Here is a 22,286-nt window from a genome sequence, read left to right as displayed (position 1 = left end):
CACGCTTTCTCACGCTCTGCTCGGCATCAGGGTGCGGGTGTGATCTCGACGTAGACGGCCTGTATGCCGATCGCGTGGCTCCCCTTGTAGAGACTGCGCTCGAACGCCTTCATGGGCCAGGTCCAGTTCGCGGCGATCGCCTCGTCGGCGTGTGCATGGTCCGTCTCGGGCAGGATCCGCGCCAAGCCCGCAACGGTGTGACCGTTCGGCTTTCCGCGCAAACTGCACGGCGCGACCACGACATGCGGATTGTTGCGCAGCCGCTTGATTTTTCCGGTGCGGGCGTCGGTGCGCACGTAGAGCTTTCCCTCGGCGACGCCGTGATAAATCGGGCTGGGCATCGCCTCCCCCGGGCGCTTGAATGTCACAAGCAGGATCTGGCGCGTCTTGTCGAACCCGGTGAAGTCCTGACCGGTGGGAACCATTCCGATGACCTGGGAGGCGTCACGATGGCGCATCTTGTCCATCGCCCGAAAGAATGACTTGCTCACGTTTTCCGCGGCGCTATCGAGCATCTGCGCTCTCCAACAAGTCCTTGGCCCGGGCCAGTTCATCGTCGACCGAGGCTTGCAGCCGACGCCTCAGGAACAGGTCCATCAGCCAGCGCAACGGTGCCCGAAAAGTGATCTCGACCGTTCGGGTGACAACTGTCGCGTCGTCGATCGGCTCGCACACAAAGCTCGCGACAAAGTCCGACATGCGATTCCCGATCTTGTTGTGCGGCAAGGCAGCGTTGGTGATGTCGATTCGTCTACCGGGAGTCAACTCCACGCGCTGGGCGAGCTTCGGAGCCCGTAATGGAAGGCCCGGGAACTTCGGCCGGAACCGGAACTCGACGACGTTGCCACTTCGCCGAGACCAGTAGACAGGTCGGATCTTGTCATCTACCTCGGCATAGCGCTCGATATCCATAACCAGCTCAAGCAACTCGTCGGGCTTGCACTGAATGCTTGTCGTCGCTTGCGCACGGACCATGGTGAGAGAGTACTCTCTCACCATGGTTCGGTCCAACGTCTCGATGCGGCAGCGATTCGTACAGGAGGCGACACGTCTGTTCGCCGAGCGTGGCTACGCGGCAACCTCGGTTGCCGACATTCAGATCGCCTGTGGCCTCACGGGCGGATCAGGTGCGCTCTACAAACACTTTTCGTCGAAGCGGGCGCTACTCGATGCCGTGGTTCGTCAGCATCTGGATACGTTGACCCACGGTGCGAGCCACGTCGCCGGCGATTCCCCGCAAGACCCGCGTGAGTTTCTGCGCATAGTTGGAGAGGCGGTTCTGCGGTCGATCGAACGTGATCGCAACCTGATCCGAATCATCTTTCGCGACCTCGACGCCTTCCCGGATCTGCTGGGCGAGATCTGGGATGGCGTGCTGGATAACCTCTATCGGGGCCTCACCGACTGGGTCGAGCGTGAACGCAACAGCGGCCGAGTCCATGTCGATGATCCGGCGGCAACAGTATCGGTGCTGCTCGCGTCTCTTACGTACTACCAAATACTCGATTCGCTGATCGGACGCGCGCCGGGCGGCATCGCCCGCGACCGCTATCTCGACACGTGGGTCGAGCATGCCGCCGCGAGCCTGGGCATCTAAAGCGTGCCGCGCAGCGCCTAATCGCTTCCTAGTCCAGCGCTACGGCGACCGTCACCCGGCCTTGTTCGTTACGGTTGGCGACGGCGTGGCCGGTGCGATCCTTGCCGTCGAGGTTGACCAAGGTGATGGGCCCGCCCTCGCCCAGAAAGTTGCGCCACCAGTTCTTGTTGTCGGGCGTCATCACGTGGATGGTGGCCTGATTGCCGTTGCGCTTCAGCGAAACCGGAGTCTCGAACGTCTGCCCCGAGCGGCGCCCGGTGTAGCGGATGACCACCACGCCGTCACCCACCCAGCGGCCTAAGACCGGGACGCGGGTGAGGCCGACGGCGGCGGCGTTGAACCAGCGGACGGCGGGCGAATTGAAGATTCCTCCACGTGCCATGTGCGCCAGCGTAGCGAAGCTGCCTGGCAGTCCCCGAAATCGACGCCAGGGCTGCTAACTCCGCCGATTCACGACCCTCACGTCGATCTCGGCGGGAATCCGATCAACCGACCTCAGCCGGCACCGGGACTCGTCGCGCGCCGGTACGGGCCGCGCCGATGCCCGCGGCCACGACGAAGCAGATGCCGATCACCCCGGTCGCCCCGGGAACCTGATGCAGCATCACCAGACCGACGATCATGGCGAACCCAGGTTCCAAGCTCATCAATGTGCCGAACGCCGCAGTGGTCAACCGCCGCAGCGCCAGCATCTCCAGCGCAAACGGCACAACGGGTAGCAGGATCGCCAATCCGACACCGATGAGAAGTGTTTCGGGGGTCATCTGGCCGAACACCGACGGCCCGACCACGACGGTGGCGACCAGACCCGCGACGGGCATGGACACCGCCAGTCCGTTGATGCCGGCCACCGCGTCGCCCACCCGTTGCGTGAGCAGGATGTAGCAGGCCCAACAGACTGCTGCCCCCAATGCGTAAAGGACGCCGATCGGATCGACGGTGCCGGCCCACGGTTCGGTCAACAGGACCACGCCTACAGCCGCGAGGCCCGGCCAGAGCACCCGACCGCGTCCTTTACCGTGCGCGACCGCGACGCCGAGCGGACCGAGAAACTCCAGTGCTGCGGCGGTGCCGAGCGGAATCCGAGACAGCGCTGCCATGAACAGCATCGTGACGCCGGCGGTGACGAGGCCCAGCACCACGCAGGCGCCGAACGCCGAGCGGGTGAACGCCGACGGGCGCGGCCGCACAATCGCCAGCATCAGGAGTCCGGCCCAGGCCAGCCGCAACCAGGCTGCTCCCTCGGCGCCGATGTCGTCGATCAACGAGACCGCCACGGCCAGCCCGACCTGGACGCACGCCATGGAGGCCATGGCCATGAGTGCGCCGCTGCGGGCCGGGTTCGGGGTCACCTGTGCATTGAACGGTACCGCGACCGTTCACGTCCACGTGATTTATGCGGATATACCGTTCATGAATTGCGAACAATATGGGTTACCGGGAACCCTCACGAAGTTCGCGTCGTGATCACGAATTCGACACCTCGGCATGCCACGGTGGCCATGTGCGGGTCGAGCCGAGTCGGGTACCGCCGGTCGAGCGGTTTCACCGATTCTGTGTCCAGGTGGTCGATCGCCTGCCGTTCGGACTGAGAACTGTTGTCGCACCGACATTCCTGGGCTTCGTGCTGATCAACAGCTTCACCTTCGGCGTCGACCTGGTGATTCTGACAGTGCTGCACGGCGGTTTCCGGGTGCCACTGCCGGTCGCCGTGACCGTGGGCTACGCCTGCGCGTTCGGCTTGGCGTACTTCCTCAACCGCATCTTCAACTTTCGATCCCATGCCGCGGTGGGTCCGCAGATGACGGTGTACGTCGTGGTGGTCGTGGTGAACTACCTCGCGTTCATCCTCGGGGTCTCCAACGTGCTGGCAGCCCTGGGCGTGGAGTATCGGCTCGCCCGCATCGTGGCGGGCGGCTGCGAGGCGGTGTACATGTACAGCGCCATGCGGTGGGTCGTGTTCCGACGCTGATCGCGTCTAGCCGAGAAACTCGGCAAGCACATCGACCGCAGCGGGTACGGCCGTGCGCGAGATCACCTCGTAGCCATGGGTACTCAGTGTGGGTAGGCACAACAATCCGGCTTGAGCGGAAAGGCCGTTTGCCTTTGCGTGCGAGGCGTCCGACTCGAACGCCCCGAGCACTGCCGCCTGCGGCGTCAGGTCGAGCTTCGTCGCGATCTCCATCAGCCGATCCGCGGCGTGCTTGTCGTACACGCATTGCGCGTCGCTGTAGGCGATGATCGGGCCACCTCCGACGGTGGTCCCGTACTCGGCTTCGGTCGGCCCGACCTCGAGCGCGAGCGTGAGTTCGCCAGGCAGCGTCCGGCATGCGTAGGACGCCCCAACACCGCCGATTTCCTCGCTGGTGCTGAATACCAGATAGACGTCGCCCCCCGGACGCTTCCCATCCATCTTCAACCGCCGTGCGACCTGCAACAGAACCGTGACTGCGGCACGGTCATCCATGAAGTAACAGCCGAGATAGTCGGCGACGTCCATCAGCGTGCGCTTGCTTCGATCGATGCAGACCCGAGTACCCGGACCGATGCCCGCTCCGGTCAACTGGTCGGGGGTGCGGCCGGTGAAGACGTACACGTCGGGCCAGTCCAGCGCCTTGTCCCCCTGGTCCGGCTTTGTCGCCCAAATCCGTTGGCTTTCCTGCGTGGTGTGCTCCGAACCGAGCGCCAAGATGCAACACAACGTCTCGTGGTCACCGAGCACCGCGACCGGGCCGAGCCCGAAGTTGGCCGGATACATCGTCCCCAATGGGGTCAGCCGCAACGTGCCGTCCGGTTCGACCCGCTTGACGAGCATGGAGAGCTCGTCCATGTGGGCGATGACCCGGGTGACCGGGGCGTCCTGCTTCTCGCCGCTGATCAATCCGATCAGATTTCCGGCCGCGTCGACCCATAGTTCGTCGGCGAACGGCTCCAGTTCACGACGGCAGACGTCGCGGACGGCGTCCTCCTGGCCGCACGGCCCATAGGCCGTCAACAGTTCTTGTAACAGCCCGCGCCAATCCGGCTCTCCGTCAACCACGCAGCGTGGATAGCCAGAACCATCGCCGCGAAAACATCAGCGGGTTACTGCCCCGTTGGTTCGTACCCGCAGATGGCCTCGACCTTGTCCGCCGACTTGCTGGCCGGGTCGAACTCGTAGCCCAGCCAGTCGCGTGCCAGCCGGCGCGCCAACTCCAGGCCCACGACCCGTTGCCCGAAGCACAGCACCTGTGCGTTGTTGGACAACACAGATCGTTCCACCGAGAAACTGTCGTGGGCAGTGACGGCACGGATGCCGGGCACCTTGTTGGCACTGATCGCCACGCCCAGACCGGTTCCGCAGACCAGCAGCGCCCGGTCGGCCTTTCCATCGGCGACCAGGCGCGCCGCGGCCACCGCGACATGCGGATAGGCGGTGTCCTCGTCGGCGCCCACACCCACGTCGATGACCTCGGCCACCCTGTCGTCGGCCGCGAGATCGCCCTTGAGCGCTTCCTTGTATTCGTATCCGGCGTCGTCAGAGCCGACGACGATTCTGAGCGGCATCAGTTGTCTCCTTGTGCAGTGAGAGTGAAGCAGCCGGCGACGGTGCGCGCGCAGAGCGCCAGTGAGGTGGCGCCGGCGTCGGCGGTACCGACGCTGCGCTCGGCGAGCGGTCTGGCTCGCCCGACTTTCGGTCGTAGCTGCGCTGTTTCGCGCGCCGCGGTGGTCGCCACGTCGGCCGCTGCGCGCCAACTGTCCTGCCACCGTTGCCCGTCGGCGACGCGGCGCTCGAGGTCCTCGACGAACGGCAGCAGCGCGTCGAGCATGGTCTTGTCCCCCGGAGCGGCCCCACCCAGCCGGACCAGCGCGTCGTATCCGTCGCGCATCCCGGCCGCGATGTCAGCCCCGGCGGGCCGACCGGTGTCCCCCAGTCGGCCACCGAGCGCACTGAGCAGCGCGCCCCACAGCACACCGGACGTGCCGCCGGCCTTGGCAGCCCAGGCTTTTCCGGCCGCGGTCAATACCGAACCTTGCCCGGCACCTTCGCTGACCGCGGCGGCGGCGGCTTCGCGTGCCGCCGAGGAGCCCTTGACCATGCCGCGTCCGTGGTCGCCGTCCCCGGCGATCGCGTCGATGCGGCCGAGTTCTTCTTCGGCGTCCGCCAGCGCATCGGCCATTGCGTCCAATGCGCGTGCCACGAGCTTTGCGCCCTTGCGGCCGTCCTCGTCGGACAGCTCCGCCAACTGCGTTGTTGCCGTGACGGTTTCAGCATCATCGTCAGAGCGCAGCTGGCCCGACTGCGGCTGGGCGGCGGTGCCCTTCTTGTACGCCGGAGTGTCGGCGGGCGCCATCCAGTACCGCTCCAGTTCGTCGTCGAGCCACATCACGGTCAGTGAGCAGCCGGCCATGTCAAGGCTGGTGACCAGCTCACCCACCTCAGGATCGATCACGGTGTAGCCGCGGTCCCGTAGCAGCCGGGCGACCTCGCCCCAGACCACGAAGAGTTCCTCGTATTTGGTGCGGCCAAGCCCGTTGAGGATGACGGCGATTCGCTTCTCCGGCGCATCCGGCCGGTCCCTCAGCACCCCGTCGACAAGTGTCGCGGCCAAGCCGGCGGCGGTGGGCATGGCCTCGTCGGCGACACCGGGTTCACCGTGGATGCCCAAACCCAGGCCCATGTGTCCCTCGGGCACGGTGAACAGCGGATGGTCCGCACCGGGCAGTGTGCAGCCGTCGAACGCCACACCCAGCGTGCGAGTGGCGGCGTTGGCCGCCTCAGCCACCCGGACCACGCCGGCGATGTCCAGGCCCTCTTCAGCCGCCGCGCTGGCGCACTTGAAGACGGTGAAATCGCCTGCGATACCGCGTCTTTTGGCCTCCTGGCCACGTTCGGCGCTGGCAATGTCGTCGGTGACGGCGAAGTAGTGGGCGTCGATGCCCTCGCTGCGCAACTGCGTGACGGCCAGTCCGAAGTTCATCACGTCGCCGGCATAGTTACCGGTGGTGAGCAAGACGCCGGCGTCACTGTGCGCGGCCCGCGCGACCGAGGCCGCTTCCTCCGCCGAGGGGGACGTGAAAATGTTGCCGACCACCGCACCGTCGGCGAAGCCCGGCCCGACCGTGCCGCAGAACGCCGGATAGTGGCCCGATCCGCCGCCGATCACGACGGCGACCTTGCCGGGCCGGGTCCGGTGTGCCCGCACCACGCCACCGGGGACGCCACTGACGTAGCGGGAGTTGGCATCCAGGAATCCGACGAGCATGTCCTCGGTGAACCGCGCCGGATCATTGAACAACTTGGTCATCGCAACCGCTCCCCCGAATCGACGTCGAACAGGTAGACGCGTTCGGCCGGGGCCGTCACGACGACCTGTTGTTCAGGCTCGTACTCCTCCGTAGCGGGAGTCTGCACCACGATGCCTTCTTCCACACCGGCGACCGTGCTGGTCGCCAGGCCGAACTCAAGGAGGTGCTCGAAGTACGCCACGGTGGTCCGGATTCCCGTACTGCCCTCGGCGGCCAGCGCGCAGTCCTGCGGGCGGATACCGATTGTGACGCGGGTGCCGTCGGCGACGCCGGTGACCACAGTGTCGAGTGAACCTGTGCCCGAGCCGATTTCGACCCGGGTCCGGCCGTTGTCGACGCGTGCGATCCCGGGCAGCACGTTGATCTGGGGTTCTCCGACGAATTGCGCGACGAACAGGTTGGCCGGGTCGTCGAACACCTCGTCGGGGGTGCCGAACTGCTGCACCACCCCGGCGTCCATCACCGCGAGCCGGTCGGCCAGAGACAGTGCCTCCACCTGATCGTGGGTCACGACGATGGTCGTGTACCCGAATTCGCGTTGCAGCACCTTGAGTTCACGACGCACGCGTTGCCGGGCCGACGCATCGAGATGGCTCAGCGGCTCGTCGAGCAGGAGCACCGGAGGATTGCGAACCAACGCACGGGCCAGCGCAACCCGCTGCTTCTGACCACTGGACAATCCGGCCGGCCGAAGCTGGAGCATGTCGTCCATCTCCAGCCGGCGGCTGATGGAATCGACCATCTCCTCGGCGCCTTTGACCTTGCGGGCCTTCAACCCGTACAGCAGATTCTCCCGCACCGACATCGGCGGGTACAACGCATAGCTCTCGAACCCCACCCCGATACCGCGTTTGGCGGCAGGTAGTTGCGACACCTCGCGATCGCCGATGCGGATCGAGCCGCTGGTCACCGTTTCGAGCCCGGCGATCATGCGAAGCGTGGTGGTCTTCCCGCATCCGGATGGCCCCAGCAGCGCCACCAGCTCGCCCGGCTCGATCGCCATGTCGATGCCCTTGACCGCCTGGAAGCTCTCCCGGCCCCGTGACGAGTACGTTTTCACGAGCTTGGTCAGGGTCAGGCTCTGCGCTGTGCCCGCCTGCTTCTTTTCCGCAACCGTCGTCGTCACTGTGCTGCCTCCAATGAACCATGCTCGGCCCCGGACAATCTCGGGGTGTCGCCGTCTCCCGCGGCGAACACGTGGATGTCGGATTCGGCGATAGACATCGTCACCTCGGCACCCTCGCCGACGCCTTCCCGCCCTGACGCCAGCACGATCAGTTGAGTGCCGCCGATGTTGACGGTCAGCTCGACGTTGCGGCCGAGCCGCTCGGCGAGCAAGACGCTGCCGCGCAACGACCCCGGACCGGCGGTGACATGGATGTCGCATGGCCGCAGGCCCACCCGGACCCGGTCGCCACGTTGGCATTCGACGCCCGGCGGGATCACGACGTCGAACGACCCGTCACCCAGCCGGATCCGGCCGTCGTCGACGACGCCGTCGAGCAGGTTGATCTCGGGCTGGCCAAGCGCTTTGGCGACAAAGGTGTCCGCCGGCTTGCGCCAGATCTCCTCGGGTGTGCCGATCTGCACCAGTCTGCCTTCGCGCATCACCGCGATGCGATCGCCGAGCGCGAGTGCCTCCTGGTAGTCATGGGTGACGTAGATCGTAGTGGTGTTGCTCATCGCGCCGAGCTGCTTGAGCTCGGCACGCATCGCGGCGCGCAGTTTGGCATCGAGATGGCTGAGCGGCTCGTCGAGCAGATAGATGTCGGCGGGGCGGACGAGCACCCGCCCCAGGGCGACGCGCTGACGCTGCCCGTTGGACAGTTCACGCGGAAACCGCTTCTGCAGGTGGTTGATTCCCAGCGTGGTGGTCACCTGGTCGATGCGCTCGGCGCGCTGGGCATCGGTGTACTTGCCGGTTCGACCGGATTTCAGCGGCGAAGCCAGGTTCTCTGCAACGGTCTTCTGGGGGTACAGCGCATAGCTCTCGAAGGCCATCGCGACGTTGCGGTGGTACGGCTCCACCCGAGTGACGTCGGTACCGCCGATGTGCACCGAGCCGGCATCGATGTCGACCAGTCCCGCCACCGACTTCAGCGTGGTGGTCTTGCCCGCGCCACTGGGGCCGAGGATGACGAAGAACTCACCGTCGGCGATATCCACCGACAGGCCGTTGACGGCCTTGGTCTTGCCGAAAGACTTGTGCACGTCGGCAATCGATACTGTTGCCATCAGGCCTTCACCGCCCCGAACGACAGGCCGCGCACCAGGTACCGCTGGATGGTCAAAGCCAGGATCAGCGGTGGTAACGCGGCGATGATGGCGGCCGCAGCGGTCAGGTTGTAGTACGCCTGCCCGCCGCCGCCGAGGAATTTGGTGATCGCGACTGTCACCGTGCCGGCATTGCTGTCGGCGAGAATCAGCGGGAACACGTAGTTGTTCCAGGCGAAGATGAACGCCAGCAGCGCAGCCGCGGCGATACCGGGTCGCACGATCGGCAACGCCACCATCACGAAGGCCCGCCGTCGCGTGTAGCCGTCCAACAATGCTGCCTGCTCGAGATCCTCTGGCAGATCCTGGAAGTAGGACCGCAGGATCCACACCACCAGCGGCATGGTCACGAGCTGCAGCACCCAGATCATGCCGACCTTGGTGTCGAACAGGCCGATCTGGTTGTAGATCACGAACAGCGGCACGATCACCATCAGTTCTGGCGCGAACCGGAACGACAGCATCTGGAACATCAGGTCATTGGAGCCCTTGTACTGCCAGCGGCCGGCCGCGTAGGCGGCCGGGATGCCGATGACCAGTGACACGATCACCGCGCCACCGCAATTCAGCAGGCTGGTGAGCAGCGAGGCCTTGAAGTCGACACTGGTCATCTGAGTGCCCTTGTCGGAGAGCACCGTCGCGAAATTCGACCAGGTCGGGCTGAATGAGAAGTAGGTGGTGGTCTGCTGTTCGGCGTTCTTCAGGGCCAGCATCAGCATCCAGAAGATCGGGAACAGCGAGAAGATGAACCAGAAGATCACTCCGACGTCGGCCGCGATCGATCCGATCGACAGCCGCTTCTGCCCGGGAGCCAACTCGGTTCTGCTGAACAGTGTTTTCAAGGGGGCCATTATTACGACTCCGCTCCGGCAGCTCGACGCTGCGCCTTGCCCAGCACGCTGACCAAGTAGCGCGCGGTGATGAACACGATGATCCAGAGCAGCAGCATGTAAGTGCTGCCGCGGGAGTAGTCGAGGTTGATGATGGAGTCTTCGAACGCACCGATCTGCAGCGTCCTGGTGGCGACACCGGGACCGCCCGCCGTCAGCACGTAGATGTGGTCGAACACCTTGAGGTTGTCCATGAACCGGAAGATGACCGCCACCAGGATGTAGGGCCACAGCATCGGCAGCATCAGCTTGCGGAACATGTAGAACCAGCTGGCGCCATCGACCTCGGAGGCCTCGAACGGCTCCTTGGGCAGCGAGCGGATGCCGGCCAGCACCAGGATCGCGACGAACGGGGTGAAGATCCACAGGTCGACCAGGATCACCGACCACAGCGCATTGGTGGACGACAACCAGTCGAAGGTGTTGCCCAGCCCGAGAACGTGATTGAGGATGCCGAACTGCGGGTTGAACATCAGCTTCCAGATCACGCCCGCGATGACCGGCGCGATCATCAACGGCAGGATCAACACCTTCTCGAACACCTTGCCGATAATCGAGGACCGGTTGAGCAGCAGCGCCAGGCCGACGCCGAGGACCGTCTCGATCGCCGTGGCCACGACGGCGAAGATTCCGGTGACCTGGACGCTCTTCCAGAAGATCTGATCGCCGAGAACGGATTTGAAGTTCTCGAACCAGACGAAGTGTGGATCGGGGTTGACCGCCGCGTAGTTGAGGAAGGCGTAATAGGCACCCACGAAGAACGGGTACAGAATGCCGATGACGATCACCAAGGCCGGGATCGACAACAGGTAGGGCCGCAACTTGCGGCGCCAGGCCGGAACCTCCGGAAGGGTGCGCGCCGAACCCGGCTCACCGAGTTCTGCGGCGGTATCGGGCGCTTTGGATGTCTGCGTTGTCATGGTGGCCCGTTCCTACAGGTTGACCTTGGAGGTGTTGGTCTTCGCCAGGCTGCGCAGCCGGGAGGCTGCGTCGTCGCCGCCGTAGATGTCCTGCAGCGCCACCGCCCAGTCTTTGGTGGTGTCGAAGAACTTCGTCTGCGGGGTGAACTGGATCTTGGACGACTCGATGACGGTCTCGAAGGTGTCCAGGTACCCGTACTGGTCGGCGGCGATCCGCTTGAAAGTGGTGTCGAACACCGACTTTCGGGTGGGGTTCGCGTACTGGCCGCCCTCGACGGCCTGGCTCATCGACTCCTTGCCGGTGGCCCACTGGATGAACAACCACGCCGGCAGCTTGTTCTTCGACATGGAGTTCATCGCCCAGGTCCACGTCCACAGATTGGTCTTGTAGTTGCCGTCCGGACCGGCCGGGCCCGGGTACCAGCCGAGATTGCCGGCCTGAACACTGGCCCCCGGCTTGTTCTTCGGGTACGTGGCGCTGTCGGCGTCGTAGACCATCATCGCCTTGCCGTCGCCGAGATCGCCGGTGGCCTGCGGATAGTCGTAGGTGGTCCACGACGTCGGGCCGGCCTTGTGCTGCATCTCGATCCACTTCTTGGTGTACTCGACGGCCTTGTCGCCGGCCATCTCCGCGACCAATTCCGAGCCGTTGAAGGTGTAATCCACCGCGCCCTCACGCACGTACTGGGTCATGAACCCGGGGTGGATGGTCGCCCACGACTTGGATCCGCGGGTGGCGATGCCGTAGCGGTTCTGCGACCGGTCGGTGAGATCGATGGCCAACTGGATGAAATCGTCGAAGTTGTCCGGCAGCCTCGTGATGCCGTGATCGTCGAAGTACTTCTTGTTGTAGGCCACCACGTTGTTCTCGAATCCCCACGGGATCGCCCACTGTCCGCCGGTGCCCAGCGGATTGCCCAACTGGAAGTCCCAGCGGGTGGAGGTGCGCAGGCCCTCGAAGATGTCCTCGAAGTCGTAATCGGGTCCGGTGGCGGCCGAGTTCTGCAGCCACGGACCGAGATCCTCGATCCACCCGGGCGGCCCGTACTGCCAGATGAAGTAGGCGCCGAGCATGAACGCATCGTGTTTGCCGGTGCCGCCGGCCAATTCGGTGTTGAGCTTGGTGAAGTAATCCGCCTCCGGCACCAGATCGACGTTGACGGTGATGCCTGTCAACTCGGTGAATTCCTGCAGCAGTGGCTGATACGACAGCTGATAGGGGTGCGGGGTCTGCAGGATGTTGATGGTCGACCCGGCCGCCTTCTTCCAGTCGAAACCACCCGTCACATCCGATGCGCCGTTCGGCGCCGATATCCGGCCGCCCACTCCGCAGGAGCTGAGCAGCGGTACTCCCACGGCCGCTGCGCCGGCCAGGCCCATGGCCGCCAACATGTTTCGCCGCGACAGCGGCCGGCCGGTAACTTCTCGCGTCATTTGCAGTTGCCTTCGTTACGCTGGGATCAGGGAGACTTTGACCGATTCCTTTCCACTGGCCACGAGGTCCAGGCCTTTCTGGAATTCGGTGAGCGGCAACTGGTGTGTGCAGATCTCATCCATCGGCAGAACGCCGGATTCGATCATCTTGATCGCGGCCGGCCAGCAGTACGGGCCCAGGTGCGCACCCAGGACATCTAGTTCCTTGTCGTCGCTGATGATGCTCCAGTCGACGGTCACGTCGCTGCCGAAAACGCCGTACTCCACGTAGCGGCCGAGCTTGCGCAGCAGGTTCAGGCCCTGCGGCACCGCCGAGGTGTGGCCGGTGCCCTCGAGGTAGACATCCGCGCCGTAGCCCTCGGTGAGCTCCTTGACGATCGCCTCCGCATCTTGCTCGGCGATGTTGATCGTCAGATCGGCGCCGCATTTTTCGGCCAGCTTGAGCTTCTCGGGAGCCATGTCCAGCGCGATCACGCGCATGGGGTTCTTGGACTTGGCGCCGGCGACCATACCGAGGCCGATCGGGCCGCAGCCCGCCACCACCACGGTGTCCTCGAACGTGATCTGCGCGCGCTCGACGGCGTGCAGGGCGCACGAGAGTGGTTCGGCGAAGGCCGCGTGGGCGGGGGCGATGTCTCCGGACACCTTGTGCACCAGCGCTTCTACCGGATACACCATGTAGCTGGCCATCGCGCCGGGCGTGCGCCGCTTGAAGCCGTAGAGATCGTGCGGCTGGCACATGTGGTACTGACCGCGCTTACAGAACCGGCATTCCCAGCACGGCACGATCTGCTCGGACACCACCCGGTCTCCGACCGCGATACCCCATCGCTGAGCGGCTTCGTCGTCGAGGTCGACCACGCGGCCCGCGAACTCGTGGCCGGGGATGACCATGGTCTCGGCCCAGGCCGGCCGGTTCTCGTCGCCCCAGAACTTCGCGGCACCGTGGTAACACTTCAAGTCGCTGGCGCAGATGCCGACCGCTTCGACACGGATGAGCGCCTCACCGGGGCCGCGCTGCGGGACCGCGACCTCTTCCAGTCTGTAGTCGTGCGGGCCATGACACACCACTGCCTGCATTTTCTCTGGGATCTGACCGGACATCTGCACACCTTTCGCGCTGTGGTTGCAGTCACACTAACCAAGCGGTGCACATATGTCCAGAACATCTGTTCAGGAAATCTTGACCAAGAACAGATGTTCAGTGCAATACTCAGTGGCGTGCCCCGGTCCGTCCAGCCAACACCCTCGGCCGGCGTCGACGGCCAGCCGCCCGACGCCGAATCCGGCCACTTCCCGGCCCCCCTTCTGTACGCCGCAGCAAAGCTTTACTACACAGAGGAAGCCACTCAGGCCGATGTTGCAGCCCAACTCGGGACGAGTCGCGCGACTGTCAGCCGGCTTCTCGCAGAGGCGAAACGGCGTGGCATCGTTCGCATCGAAGTGGTACCTCCCGACGAGCTCGGCTCGGGAGACATCGCCACACAGCTAACTCGTGCGCTGTCGTTGAACAGGGTCTTCCTGAGCCATCCCATACCTCACCCGGGCCCGGGCCGAACACACCTGGATGTGATGGGCGGCGTGCTCGCACCAGCGGTCGGTCGAGCCCTCGCGGCGGCCGAGCTACTGCCGGGCGACGTGCTGTTGGTGTCGTCTGGCCGCACGGTGTACGAGGTTGCGCAGTACGAACTCGTCAGCCTGCCCGGGGTGCTGGTGGCCCCCACAGTCGGGGGCAACGACCAGCCCGAAGAGTGGTATCAGACCAACGAGATCACGCGCCTGGTCGCCAACCGGGTCAACGGCCGACCCAATTACCTCTTCGCCCCTGCACTTCCCGGACCTGATCTCTACCCGTCGCTGATCAACGATCCGACGATTCAGCGGGTGCTGCATCTGTGGCCCCGCGCGCGGTGTGCACTGATGGGCGTCGGCGCACCACCGCTCATGCGCTCCGACATTCCCCAGTTCGTGCCCACCGGGTCCAATTCGCTGCGGGCGGCGGTCGGCGATGTGTGCTCGCGCTTCTACGACCGAACCGGGGAAGCCGTCGCGTTCGAGGGCAGCGACCGGCTCATCGCGGTGGAACTCGAAGCGCTGCGCCATATTCCGGTCACCATCGCGGTGGCCATCGGCAGGGACAAAGTGGATTCCATCATCGCCGGGGCACGCGGCGGGTACTTCAACCAGCTGGTGACGGACCCGGCAACGGCTGCGGCCATCCTCGAAGCCACGGAGTCGGCCTGACGCTTTAATGTCCGGCGAGCCGGTGCACCTGGTCCCGCGTCGCCGGGTACAACTCCTGCCAGGTGCCGTACAGGTCGTCGTAGAGCCCGCGGTATCGGGCATCCGGTTTGATCTCCGTGGCGATCTTTGCCCAATCGGTATCGGGCGGAACCAATCCCACGCCGATCGCCGCCAGTAGGGCATCGCCGTAGCTGGCCCCGATCCCTTGCGCGGGCACCAGCTGCGGACGGCCGGTGATGTCACTGAGCGCCTGCGCCCAGATCGGGCTGCGCAGACCACCACCCACCGCGACGGTCCTGGTCGCCGAATGCGCGTCGTCGAAGCGCTCCAGAATCTGGCGGATACCGAACGAGATTCCTTCGTACGCCGCACGGAACAGATGCCCGCGGCCGTGCCGCAGGGTCAGCCCGGCCACCACGCCACGCGCGTGCGGATCGAACACCGGCGTGCGCTCCCCCGCGAGGTACGGCAGCACCAGCAGCCCTTCGCTACCGGGCGGCACGTCGCTTGCCTCGGCCATCAGTTCGTCGAACGACGCACCGCCGGTGACGGTCTGCAGCCAGCCGATCAGGCTGCCTGCCGTCGCGGTGCCCGCGGCCAGCGCCAAAGTGTCGTGTTCCACGCCGGCAGTCGTCCACAACGCCGGATCGCTGTGATACTCGTCGATGACCTGGACCAGGAACATCGTCGATCCGTACATCAGCATCTGATCACCCGGGCGACGCACCCCGACCGAGAACGCCTCCGAATAGGCGTCGACGGTGCCTGCCGACACCGGGGTACCGACCGGGACGCCTGTCGCGTCGGCCGCCTGCGGCGTCACCGTACCGACCACATCGCTCGGCCACACCAGCCGCGGTAGCGGAAGATGGCCGCAGATCCGTTGCGCCCAAGACATATTCCAGTCGAATTCGCGCGTGGCGTAGAGCGGGTCGCACTGGCTGGCGGTGTGGTGGTCCATCAGATACTCACCGGTGAGCTTCGCGGCGATGTAGGAATTCGACCCGTACCAGCCGGTGGCGCGTTCGAACACTTCGGGCTCGTGCCTGCGCACCCACTCCAGCTTGGGGCCCACCGCCTGACTCGACAGGAGGGTGCCTGCCCGCTCCAGGATGTTCGCTTCACCGAGCTCCGCGGTCAGTGCCTCGATCTCGGCTGACGCCCTGGTGTCGACGCCGTAGAGGATGGCGGGCCGCAGTGGCCGCAGGTCGTCGTCGCACAGCACCAGGCAGGGGCCCACGCCGCTGACACACATCCCGGCGAGCGAGCCCCCGCTCGGCATCCGCGCCATCAGCGCCGAGCTGATCTGGCAAACCTCGCGCCACCACAGGTTCTGCGCGTCCACCTCAGCCCAGCCGGGCCGGGGTAGGTCCATCGAATGCGGGACGGTTTCGGTGGCGATGACCGACCCCGACGCATCGACCAGGACACCCTTGGTGCTGCCTGTCCCGATGTCGATTCCGAGCAGCAATTCCACGTCGCCAACCCTACGACCCGCGGCGGTCACCTCGGTCCACTGCGCTCCGGAAACGGATCGTTGGCGAAGTCGATCTGGACATCGGGGTTGCTGACGGCCGTGACCAGGCCGGTGCCGAATGCGCCTGCACTGTCGAACAGGGTGGACGCACCGACGGCGATTCCGTCGGTTGCCCAATGCGAATCGGCCTGTACCCCGATCCATTCGTCCATCGGCAATCGGGACAATGCGACCGTGACGTCGCCGTTGATGTAGCCGACTCCTCCGGTTCCGAGATTGGTTACCAGACTGGTCCCCTCGGCGGCCATCGCCGCCCGCACGAACGGCGAGTTCGGCCGGCCCTCCACGACAGTGATGGTCCGGTTCATGAACCGCTTGCGCGAGGTGTTCTGATGGTCGGCGATGGCGCGGCTCCACCCCACCGCGTCGCTGCCCATATACGTCATCAGATCCGAATCGACGTCGGCCGGCGGTGCGAACGTGGCGTCGGTAACCCATTCCTCGCCCCGCGGAGCCGACGACCGGCGGTACTGCACCAGGGTGGCCCGGACAACCGTCACGCCGTCCTGGACCAGTTCGCACTCCGAGTTGCGTACCCGCCGACCATCCCGGATCAAGCCCACCTTCGTCGTCGTCGGCACCCCGCGGGCTGCCTTGAACAGGTCGACGGTCAGCCGGGCCGGGAGAAACTCGGGCAGCCCGAACGCCGATTCCAGTGCCCGCGCCGCGAGCCCGACCAATGCCGGGCCGTTGAGATGGTCTTCGCCCCAGTGGCTCTGCGCGAACCGGGTCGGCAGGAACCGATCCTGGTCAGACTGGGTGAAATGCGCCGCAAGCTCCGTCATTGGCGCATCGTCGCACACAGGGTGACGACTCCCTCTGCACGGGCTCTTTCGTTCGACGCGCGCTCGGCCTGGCTGTATGTCAGCATGAATCGGTGATGCCACGCCGGATCGCTGGATTGATCGGCGCGGCGGCAGCTGCGACTTGGGCGATGCAAAGTGCGCCGATGCCGACCGCGCAGGCAGCTCCCTGTCCCGACGCCGAGGTGATTTTCGCTCGGGGCACTACCGAAATGCCGGGCGTCGGCCCGACGGGACAGGCATTCGTCGAGTCGCTGCGCTCGCGGCTCGCCCCGAAGTCGGTCGAGGTGTATGCGGTCAACTACCCCGCCACCATCGACTTCCCCACCGCGGTCGACGGTATCCGGGACTCGAGGGCGCGGGTTCTTGCCACCGCGGCGAACTGTCCTGAAACGAAGATGGTGCTGGGCGGGTTCTCGCAGGGGGCGGCAGTCGCGGGGTTCGTCACCGCGGATGCGGTGCCCGACGGGGTTTCCATGGACGTGCCCGACCCGATGCCGCCTGACGTCGGCGACCACATTGCGGCGGTCGCCCTGTTCGGCAAGCCGTCGACCCGGTTCATGCGGGCGATCAACAATCCGCCTGTCGCAGTCGGCCCTCAGTACGTGGCCAAGACCATCGACCTGTGCGTGGACAATGACCTGGTCTGCGATTCTGACGGCAGGAGCTTCTCCGTTCACGCCCAGTACGTCGATACCGGCATGGTCGATCAGGCCGCCACGTTCGCCGCGAGCCAACTCCAGGCGAGCTGGGCCATGGATGCTGCGGACCCGGCGGCGCCGTCGGAGGTGCCGGATCCTGCGGTGACTCCGCCGCCGTCATCGCCCCTGCAGCTTGCCGTGACCCCGGCTGAACCATCACCACATGTGCCGTCACCGACTGGGCCGCTTCCCGGCCCGGTGGCCCCGGTCACACAGCCGCCGTCCGCCGCCTGACGTATCAATCACGAGCCGCGGTGGGGCGGGGCCAACCCTTCAGCGGTAGCGGCCTGCCACGTTGGGGCCGCAGCCTGTCGAGCACCAGACGCAGCGGCGGCCAGGTGGAACGACCGCGTCGGGTAATCGCGAATGCCGTCATGACCACGCGCGGATCCGACAATGGGAGAACTTTCACACCATCGCGAGCCGGCCGCATGGTGGGCAGCAGTCCCACCCCGTATCCGGCAAAGATCAGGTCCTCCACTAGATCCAAGCTGTCGATCTGATGGGCGATGTGCGGTGTGAAGCCGGCCAGCGACGCCAATGTGCGGACGGCGTCTTCGTCAGCAGTGTTGCGCGAGTTGATGATCCACGATCGGTCGGAGTAGGTCGTGACGTCCGCGACGGTGTTGGGGTCATCGGCGGGCACCCCCAATCCCCATGGCGTCGACCACAACCCGAAGGCCTCGAGCACGGCATCCGGTGAGGCGGGCGCCAAGTCGTATTCGTACGTCAGCGCGAGATCCAGATCATCGTTCACCAAAAGCTCGAACGCCTCGATCGGCTCGTACTCGCTGATCACCACGTCAACCTTCGGATGGGTGTGCGCCAGGTCGTGAAGTATCGGAAGGAGTGAGACCCGGATGCCGGTGGCGAACCCGCCCACTCGTAGCGTGCCTGCGGGTTCGGCGTCGGGATCGAGGTCCAGCCGGGCCGCATCCACCGCTGCGAGAATGGTGACCGCATGGTCTGCCAGCCGTTGACCGGCCGGGGTAAGCCGCACCCGGCGACCGTCGGGTTCGATCAGCTGAGTGTCCGTCTCCTTGGCCAGCGCGGCCAATTGCTGCGACACCGTCGAGGTGGTCAACGAGAACGCATCCGCCACGGCCCGCATCGAGCCCAGTCGCGAGAGAGCCAACAACAAACGCAGCCGCCGGGTATCCACACGCCCCATTGTTCACAGTCATGAGCCGCCGAACAGTCCCCTACCCGGCGGTGCGCCGGCAAACCGCGGTCCAGCAGCCGTCCTCCGTCCACGACAGTTGGGCTGCCGGCCCGGGACAGCGGCTGCGGATCGGACTGCAGTTCTGGAAGCAGGTCGACGACATCCCCTTGGCACTGTCGGGACGGAGCGCCTCGCCTGTGGCCGGTGGCGTCATCGTGGCTCCTCGAGTGGACCGGGTGAATGCTGGCTGAGTCCAGTGTCGAGGCCTGCCAAGCCGAATACATGCGTAGTCGACTACTTGACTTTGTCCTGCCGCAACCACTGTTGTTGGCGCCGCACGAATTCCCGGTCGACGAGCGCGCCGTGGCCGGGTACGAGGATGGCATCGGGTCCGGCGACGGCCAGCACTGAATCCAATGTGCCCGGCCAGGCGGTGACGTCCGATGCCGCATCGATCACCGGATACCGGACTCCTCGCCCAGTACATTTCGGCGTCGGGGAAGCCCGCTGAGCCGAGGAAGTGATCAAAGTGGTTGTGCGTCCCCCAGATTCTCCCAGTCGTAGTTCACTGCCCCAGCGTCAGCGGCTGTGCCGCAAGGTACTGCTCGAGCACGTGCGGGGTCGGATCCGCGGTATAGGGGGTGACCAGGCCGGGTGTCCACGACGGCGGCGAATCCTGTTGCGTCAACGTCCAGGCCGCCTGCCGGGCAGCGCCGAGCGCGACAAACTCGCCCGGCGGTGGCACGTCCACCGGACGGCCCAAGATCGCCGGGGCGATGCGGCGGACAGCTTCTGAACGCGCTCCGCCGCCGACCAGGATGATCCGTTCGATGTCGACGCCGTAACCCACGATCTTGTCGATGCAGTACGCCATCGATGCCAGTAGGCCCTCCACCCCGGCCCGAGCCATGTTGGCAGAGTTGAAGTTCCGAGCGGTGACACCGTGCAGCGCCCCGCGCGCCTGCGGCAGATTGGGTGAGCGCTCACCTTCCAGGTACGGCACCAGTGTCAGGCCTTCGGCCCCAGGCGGGGCGGACAGCGCCAGCCGGTCGAACTCGTCGAAGTCGACGCGCAACATCGCGGCCGTAGCGGCCAGCACCGGCGCCCCGTTGAGCGTGCAGACCAGCGGCAGTTGCCGGCCCGTCGCGTCGGCGAATCCCGCGACGATCCCCTCCGCGTCATGGGGCGCAACGTTGCCCACCGCGCTGACAACGCCGGATGTCCCGAGCGAGACGATGCAATCGCCGGGGCCCGCGCCCAGACCCAACGCGGCTGCCGCGTTGTCCCCCGCACCGGGACCCAGGATCGCGCCGCTCGGGAGCCGGCCGGCGCTGTCGTACGGTCCGAGCACCGTCGGCAACATCGGCTGCCTTCCGCGCATCGCCAGTTTCAGCAGGTCCGTCCGGTAGCTGCCCGTCTCCGCCGAGAAATACCCGGTTCCGCTGGCATCGCTGCGGTCGGTGCGCAGATCGGCGAGGTCGGTCGAACCGGACAACCGCCAGCTGAGCCAGTCGTGGGGCAGGCACACCGCAGCGGTGGCGTCGGCGTTCGTCGGCTCCGTGTCAGCCAGCCAGCGCAGCTTGGTGGCGGTGATCGAGGCCACCGGCACCACGCCGATCGCACTTGCCCATTCGGCCGCGCCGCCGAGTTCGGCGATCAGATCGGTCGCGCTCGAAGCGGAGCGGGTGTCGTTCCACAGCAACGCATCTCGTACGACGGCGCCCGACTCGTCCAGGCAGACCATGCCGTGTTGCTGGGCACCCACCGATACCGCGTCCACATCGTCCAACCCGCCGACGGCACTCACGGTGCTCTGCAGGGCGTCCCACCACCGGTGCGGATCGACCTCGGTTCCGCCGGGATGCGGCGAGGAGGCCGCGCGCACGACGGTGCCGTCGTCAGCGTCGCAGACGACGATCTTGCACGACTGGGTGGATGAGTCGATGCCAGCAACAAGAGCCACGCCTGCGAAGCTACTCCCATCCGATGCTTCCCGGCCTGCGCAGCCCGGCTGCGTGAGTTGCTGCCGTAGCGAGGTTTGCAGTTGGGCTGCCGGGGAACCCCTACGCCATGTTGATCAGAAGAATTGCGCGACCCATGTTGTCGGCCACCTTTATCGCGCGTGGCGTGGACGCGCTGCGCAGCCCGAAACCCGCCGCTGACGCGGCCCGACCCACCCTGGGCATGTTGAGCACGCTTCCCGGTCCCGTCGGCCCCAACGTCCCGACCAACGCCGAAACGGTGGCCCGGGTCAACGGGGTGGTCCAGGTCGCGGGGGGACTGTTGCTCGCCGCCGGTCGGTTGCCCCGGCTGACCTCGGCTGCGCTGGCCCTGAGCGTGATTCCCGGCAGCCTTGGTTCACACACCTTCTGGAAGGAAACCGACCCGCAGCGCGCGGCTGACGAGCGTCGGGCATTCCTCACTGACGTGAGCCTCATCGGCGGGCTGATCATCGCCGCGGCCGACACCGCGGGCAAGCCCTCGCTGGCCTGGCGCGGCCGTCGGGCCGCCCAGCAGGTGACCGCATCCGTTGCGGCGGCGCTGCCGGTCGGGGCCGCCGCCGGCGACTCGCTCACCGATAGCGCCGTCGCCGAAAAGCTCGGCCACGGCCTCACGGTCGGTGCGGAACGGGGCCGCGAACTCGCCGAGGTGGCCCGTGGACGCGCCACCGAACTTGCGCACGTGGCCCGCGAACATGCGCCCGAGCTGGCCGAAGCGGCCCGCGAACGTGGCGCTGCATTGGCCGAGGTGGCGCGTGAACGCGGGACCGAATGGGCCGACGTGGCCCGCGAACGCGGCATCGAACTGGCCGACGTGACTCGTGAACGGGCCCCCGAACTCGCCGACGTGGCCCGGGGTCGAGCGAGCGAGCTGGCAGACGTGGCGCGCACCCAGGTGAAACAGCGTCGCCGCCGGTAGTTTGGTGGTATGACGACTGGCGACTACGCATCGCAACCAGGGCAATACGGTCAACCGGGCTGGTATCCGCCGCCGTCCGGCGCGCAACAGCCGGGGGGGTTGGCACGGCGGTTCTTCGCCCGGGTGATCGACGGGATCCTTGTTGGGATCATCGCGTTCTTCCTGAGCTTCGTCACCGATTCGCTGTCCAGCATCTGGGTGACGGGCCTGTTCACCGGCCTGCTGATGTTCGTGTATTTCGTGCTGTTCGAGACCACGCAGGGCTGGACGCCCGCCAAGAAGATGCTCGGCCTTTCGGTACGCGGACCGGCCGGCGCGCCGAAGCCGACGCTCGCGCAATCCGCGATCCGCAACGCGTTCACGATCCTGACGATCATTCCGTTCGTCGGCGGGTTCCTCGCGGTCGTCGCCATGATCGTGATCGCGGTGACCGTCAGCGGCAGCCCGACCAAGCAAGGCAAGCACGACGAGCTTGCCGGTGGCACCCAGGTGGTCCGCGCTTAGTTCTCGGCCGAG

Annotated in this window: 25 protein-coding genes; 7 read left to right on the top strand and 18 right to left on the bottom strand. The window is 66.0% G+C overall.

From position 1 onward, the window contains the following. Positions 1 to 26 precede the first annotated feature (26 nt). Together ABQF30_RS10650 and ABQF30_RS10645 are read right to left on the bottom strand one after the other, a co-directional pair. A complete protein-coding gene (locus ABQF30_RS10650) occupies positions 27 to 515 on the bottom strand; it encodes a PPOX class F420-dependent oxidoreductase (protein ID WP_448463054.1) in 489 nt (162 codons plus the stop codon). Next, on the bottom strand, positions 505 to 975 hold the full coding sequence (locus ABQF30_RS10645; RefSeq protein WP_448463052.1) for an SRPBCC family protein: 471 nt from the start codon (positions 973 to 975) through the stop codon (positions 505 to 507). The genes ABQF30_RS10650 and ABQF30_RS10645 overlap by 11 nt, the downstream gene beginning before the upstream one ends. A 43-nt stretch (positions 976 to 1,018) precedes the next feature. Here ABQF30_RS10645 and ABQF30_RS10640 point away from each other — a divergent pair, with 43 nt between their 5' ends. Continuing rightward, positions 1,019 to 1,597: a TetR/AcrR family transcriptional regulator gene (locus tag ABQF30_RS10640; protein WP_448463050.1), complete on the top strand. Its 579-nt coding sequence runs from the start codon at positions 1,019 to 1,021 to the stop codon at positions 1,595 to 1,597. 28 nt (positions 1,598 to 1,625) lie between these two features. Here the strand turns inward: ABQF30_RS10640 and ABQF30_RS10635 are convergent, their stop codons facing one another. Continuing rightward, the gene (locus ABQF30_RS10635; RefSeq protein WP_448463048.1) at positions 1,626 to 1,979 is read right to left on the bottom strand and encodes a hypothetical protein; all 354 of its coding nucleotides are present in this window, start codon (positions 1,977 to 1,979) and stop codon (positions 1,626 to 1,628) included. Positions 1,980 to 2,082: 103 nt separating this feature from the next. Beyond that, on the bottom strand, positions 2,083 to 2,916 hold the full coding sequence (locus ABQF30_RS10630; protein WP_448463616.1) for an EamA family transporter: 834 nt from the start codon (positions 2,914 to 2,916) through the stop codon (positions 2,083 to 2,085). A gap of 185 nt (positions 2,917 to 3,101) precedes the next feature. On the opposite strand from ABQF30_RS10630, the gene ABQF30_RS10625 reads away from it, so the two are divergent. After that, positions 3,102 to 3,569 (top strand): GtrA family protein, encoded by a 468-nt coding sequence (locus ABQF30_RS10625; RefSeq protein ID WP_448463046.1) that lies wholly within the window; start codon positions 3,102 to 3,104, stop codon positions 3,567 to 3,569. A gap of 6 nt (positions 3,570 to 3,575) precedes the next feature. Here the strand turns inward: ABQF30_RS10625 and ABQF30_RS10620 are convergent, their stop codons facing one another. Genes ABQF30_RS10620 through eltD form a run of 9 tightly spaced genes read right to left on the bottom strand, consistent with a single transcriptional unit; the run spans position 3,576 to position 13,508 of the window. Further along, a complete protein-coding gene (locus ABQF30_RS10620; protein WP_448463045.1) occupies positions 3,576 to 4,637 on the bottom strand; it encodes a M42 family metallopeptidase in 1,062 nt (353 codons plus the stop codon). Between the two features lie 44 nt (positions 4,638 to 4,681). Beyond that, positions 4,682 to 5,143, bottom strand: a complete 462-nt coding sequence (derI1, locus tag ABQF30_RS10615; protein WP_448463043.1) for a D-erythrulose 4-phosphate isomerase DerI1 — start codon at positions 5,141 to 5,143, stop codon at positions 4,682 to 4,684. Further along, the gene (gene derK, locus ABQF30_RS10610) at positions 5,143 to 6,885 is read right to left on the bottom strand and encodes a D-erythrulose 4-kinase (RefSeq protein WP_448463041.1); all 1,743 of its coding nucleotides are present in this window, start codon (positions 6,883 to 6,885) and stop codon (positions 5,143 to 5,145) included. Before derK ends, derI1 begins: the two co-directional genes overlap by 1 nt. Beyond that, positions 6,882 to 8,012 (bottom strand): ABC transporter ATP-binding protein, encoded by a 1,131-nt coding sequence (locus ABQF30_RS10605; RefSeq protein WP_448463039.1) that lies wholly within the window; start codon positions 8,010 to 8,012, stop codon positions 6,882 to 6,884. The genes derK and ABQF30_RS10605 overlap by 4 nt, the downstream gene beginning before the upstream one ends. Beyond that, complete coding sequence (locus ABQF30_RS10600) at positions 8,009 to 9,121, bottom strand: ABC transporter ATP-binding protein (RefSeq protein ID WP_448463037.1); 1,113 nt, start codon at positions 9,119 to 9,121, stop codon at positions 8,009 to 8,011. The genes ABQF30_RS10605 and ABQF30_RS10600 overlap by 4 nt, the downstream gene beginning before the upstream one ends. Then, on the bottom strand, positions 9,121 to 9,993 hold the full coding sequence (locus ABQF30_RS10595) for a carbohydrate ABC transporter permease (RefSeq protein ID WP_448463614.1): 873 nt from the start codon (positions 9,991 to 9,993) through the stop codon (positions 9,121 to 9,123). The genes ABQF30_RS10600 and ABQF30_RS10595 overlap by 1 nt, the downstream gene beginning before the upstream one ends. 20 nt (positions 9,994 to 10,013) lie before the next feature. Further along, on the bottom strand, positions 10,014 to 10,970 hold the full coding sequence (locus ABQF30_RS10590) for a carbohydrate ABC transporter permease (protein ID WP_448463035.1): 957 nt from the start codon (positions 10,968 to 10,970) through the stop codon (positions 10,014 to 10,016). Between the two features lie 12 nt (positions 10,971 to 10,982). Continuing rightward, the gene (locus ABQF30_RS10585) at positions 10,983 to 12,404 is read right to left on the bottom strand and encodes an ABC transporter substrate-binding protein (RefSeq protein WP_448463033.1); all 1,422 of its coding nucleotides are present in this window, start codon (positions 12,402 to 12,404) and stop codon (positions 10,983 to 10,985) included. Between the two features lie 15 nt (positions 12,405 to 12,419). Further along, the gene (gene eltD, locus ABQF30_RS10580) at positions 12,420 to 13,508 is read right to left on the bottom strand and encodes an erythritol/L-threitol dehyrogenase (protein ID WP_448463031.1); all 1,089 of its coding nucleotides are present in this window, start codon (positions 13,506 to 13,508) and stop codon (positions 12,420 to 12,422) included. A gap of 117 nt (positions 13,509 to 13,625) precedes the next feature. Between eltD and ABQF30_RS10575 the strand changes: the two genes are divergently transcribed. After that, positions 13,626 to 14,648 (top strand): sugar-binding transcriptional regulator, encoded by a 1,023-nt coding sequence (locus ABQF30_RS10575; protein WP_448463029.1) that lies wholly within the window; start codon positions 13,626 to 13,628, stop codon positions 14,646 to 14,648. 4 nt (positions 14,649 to 14,652) lie between these two features. Here ABQF30_RS10575 and ABQF30_RS10570 read toward each other — a convergent pair whose 3' ends face one another. Continuing rightward, on the bottom strand, positions 14,653 to 16,125 hold the full coding sequence (locus ABQF30_RS10570) for an FGGY-family carbohydrate kinase (RefSeq protein WP_448463027.1): 1,473 nt from the start codon (positions 16,123 to 16,125) through the stop codon (positions 14,653 to 14,655). Positions 16,126 to 16,151: 26 nt separating this feature from the next. After that, positions 16,152 to 16,970 (bottom strand): acyl-CoA thioesterase domain-containing protein, encoded by an 819-nt coding sequence (locus ABQF30_RS10565; protein WP_448463025.1) that lies wholly within the window; start codon positions 16,968 to 16,970, stop codon positions 16,152 to 16,154. Between the two features lie 164 nt (positions 16,971 to 17,134). Between ABQF30_RS10565 and ABQF30_RS10560 the strand changes: the two genes are divergently transcribed. After that, positions 17,135 to 17,923: a cutinase family protein gene (locus tag ABQF30_RS10560; protein ID WP_448463023.1), complete on the top strand. Its 789-nt coding sequence runs from the start codon at positions 17,135 to 17,137 to the stop codon at positions 17,921 to 17,923. A gap of 4 nt (positions 17,924 to 17,927) precedes the next feature. Here the strand turns inward: ABQF30_RS10560 and ABQF30_RS10555 are convergent, their stop codons facing one another. Then, positions 17,928 to 18,851, bottom strand: a complete 924-nt coding sequence (locus ABQF30_RS10555; protein ID WP_448463021.1) for a LysR family transcriptional regulator — start codon at positions 18,849 to 18,851, stop codon at positions 17,928 to 17,930. Positions 18,852 to 18,871: 20 nt separating this feature from the next. Here ABQF30_RS10555 and ABQF30_RS10550 point away from each other — a divergent pair, with 20 nt between their 5' ends. Next, on the top strand, positions 18,872 to 19,102 hold the full coding sequence (locus ABQF30_RS10550) for a hypothetical protein (RefSeq protein WP_448463019.1): 231 nt from the start codon (positions 18,872 to 18,874) through the stop codon (positions 19,100 to 19,102). Positions 19,103 to 19,145: 43 nt separating this feature from the next. Here ABQF30_RS10550 and ABQF30_RS10545 read toward each other — a convergent pair whose 3' ends face one another. After that, positions 19,146 to 19,310, bottom strand: coding sequence for a hypothetical protein (locus tag ABQF30_RS10545; protein WP_448463017.1), 165 nt, complete (start codon positions 19,308 to 19,310; stop codon positions 19,146 to 19,148). Between the two features lie 106 nt (positions 19,311 to 19,416). Next, positions 19,417 to 20,814, bottom strand: a complete 1,398-nt coding sequence (gene xylB, locus ABQF30_RS10540) for a xylulokinase (protein WP_448463015.1) — start codon at positions 20,812 to 20,814, stop codon at positions 19,417 to 19,419. Positions 20,815 to 20,921: 107 nt separating this feature from the next. On the opposite strand from xylB, the gene ABQF30_RS10535 reads away from it, so the two are divergent. Together ABQF30_RS10535 and ABQF30_RS10530 are read left to right on the top strand one after the other, a co-directional pair. Then, on the top strand, positions 20,922 to 21,770 hold the full coding sequence (locus ABQF30_RS10535) for a DoxX family protein (protein ID WP_448463013.1): 849 nt from the start codon (positions 20,922 to 20,924) through the stop codon (positions 21,768 to 21,770). Between the two features lie 9 nt (positions 21,771 to 21,779). After that, a complete protein-coding gene (locus ABQF30_RS10530; RefSeq protein WP_448463011.1) occupies positions 21,780 to 22,274 on the top strand; it encodes an RDD family protein in 495 nt (164 codons plus the stop codon). The last annotated feature ends 12 nt before the right edge of the window (positions 22,275 to 22,286 follow it).

It is taken from the genome of Mycolicibacterium sp. XJ870 (genome assembly GCF_053483975.1).
This window is presented reverse-complemented; position numbering and strand designations above follow the sequence as displayed.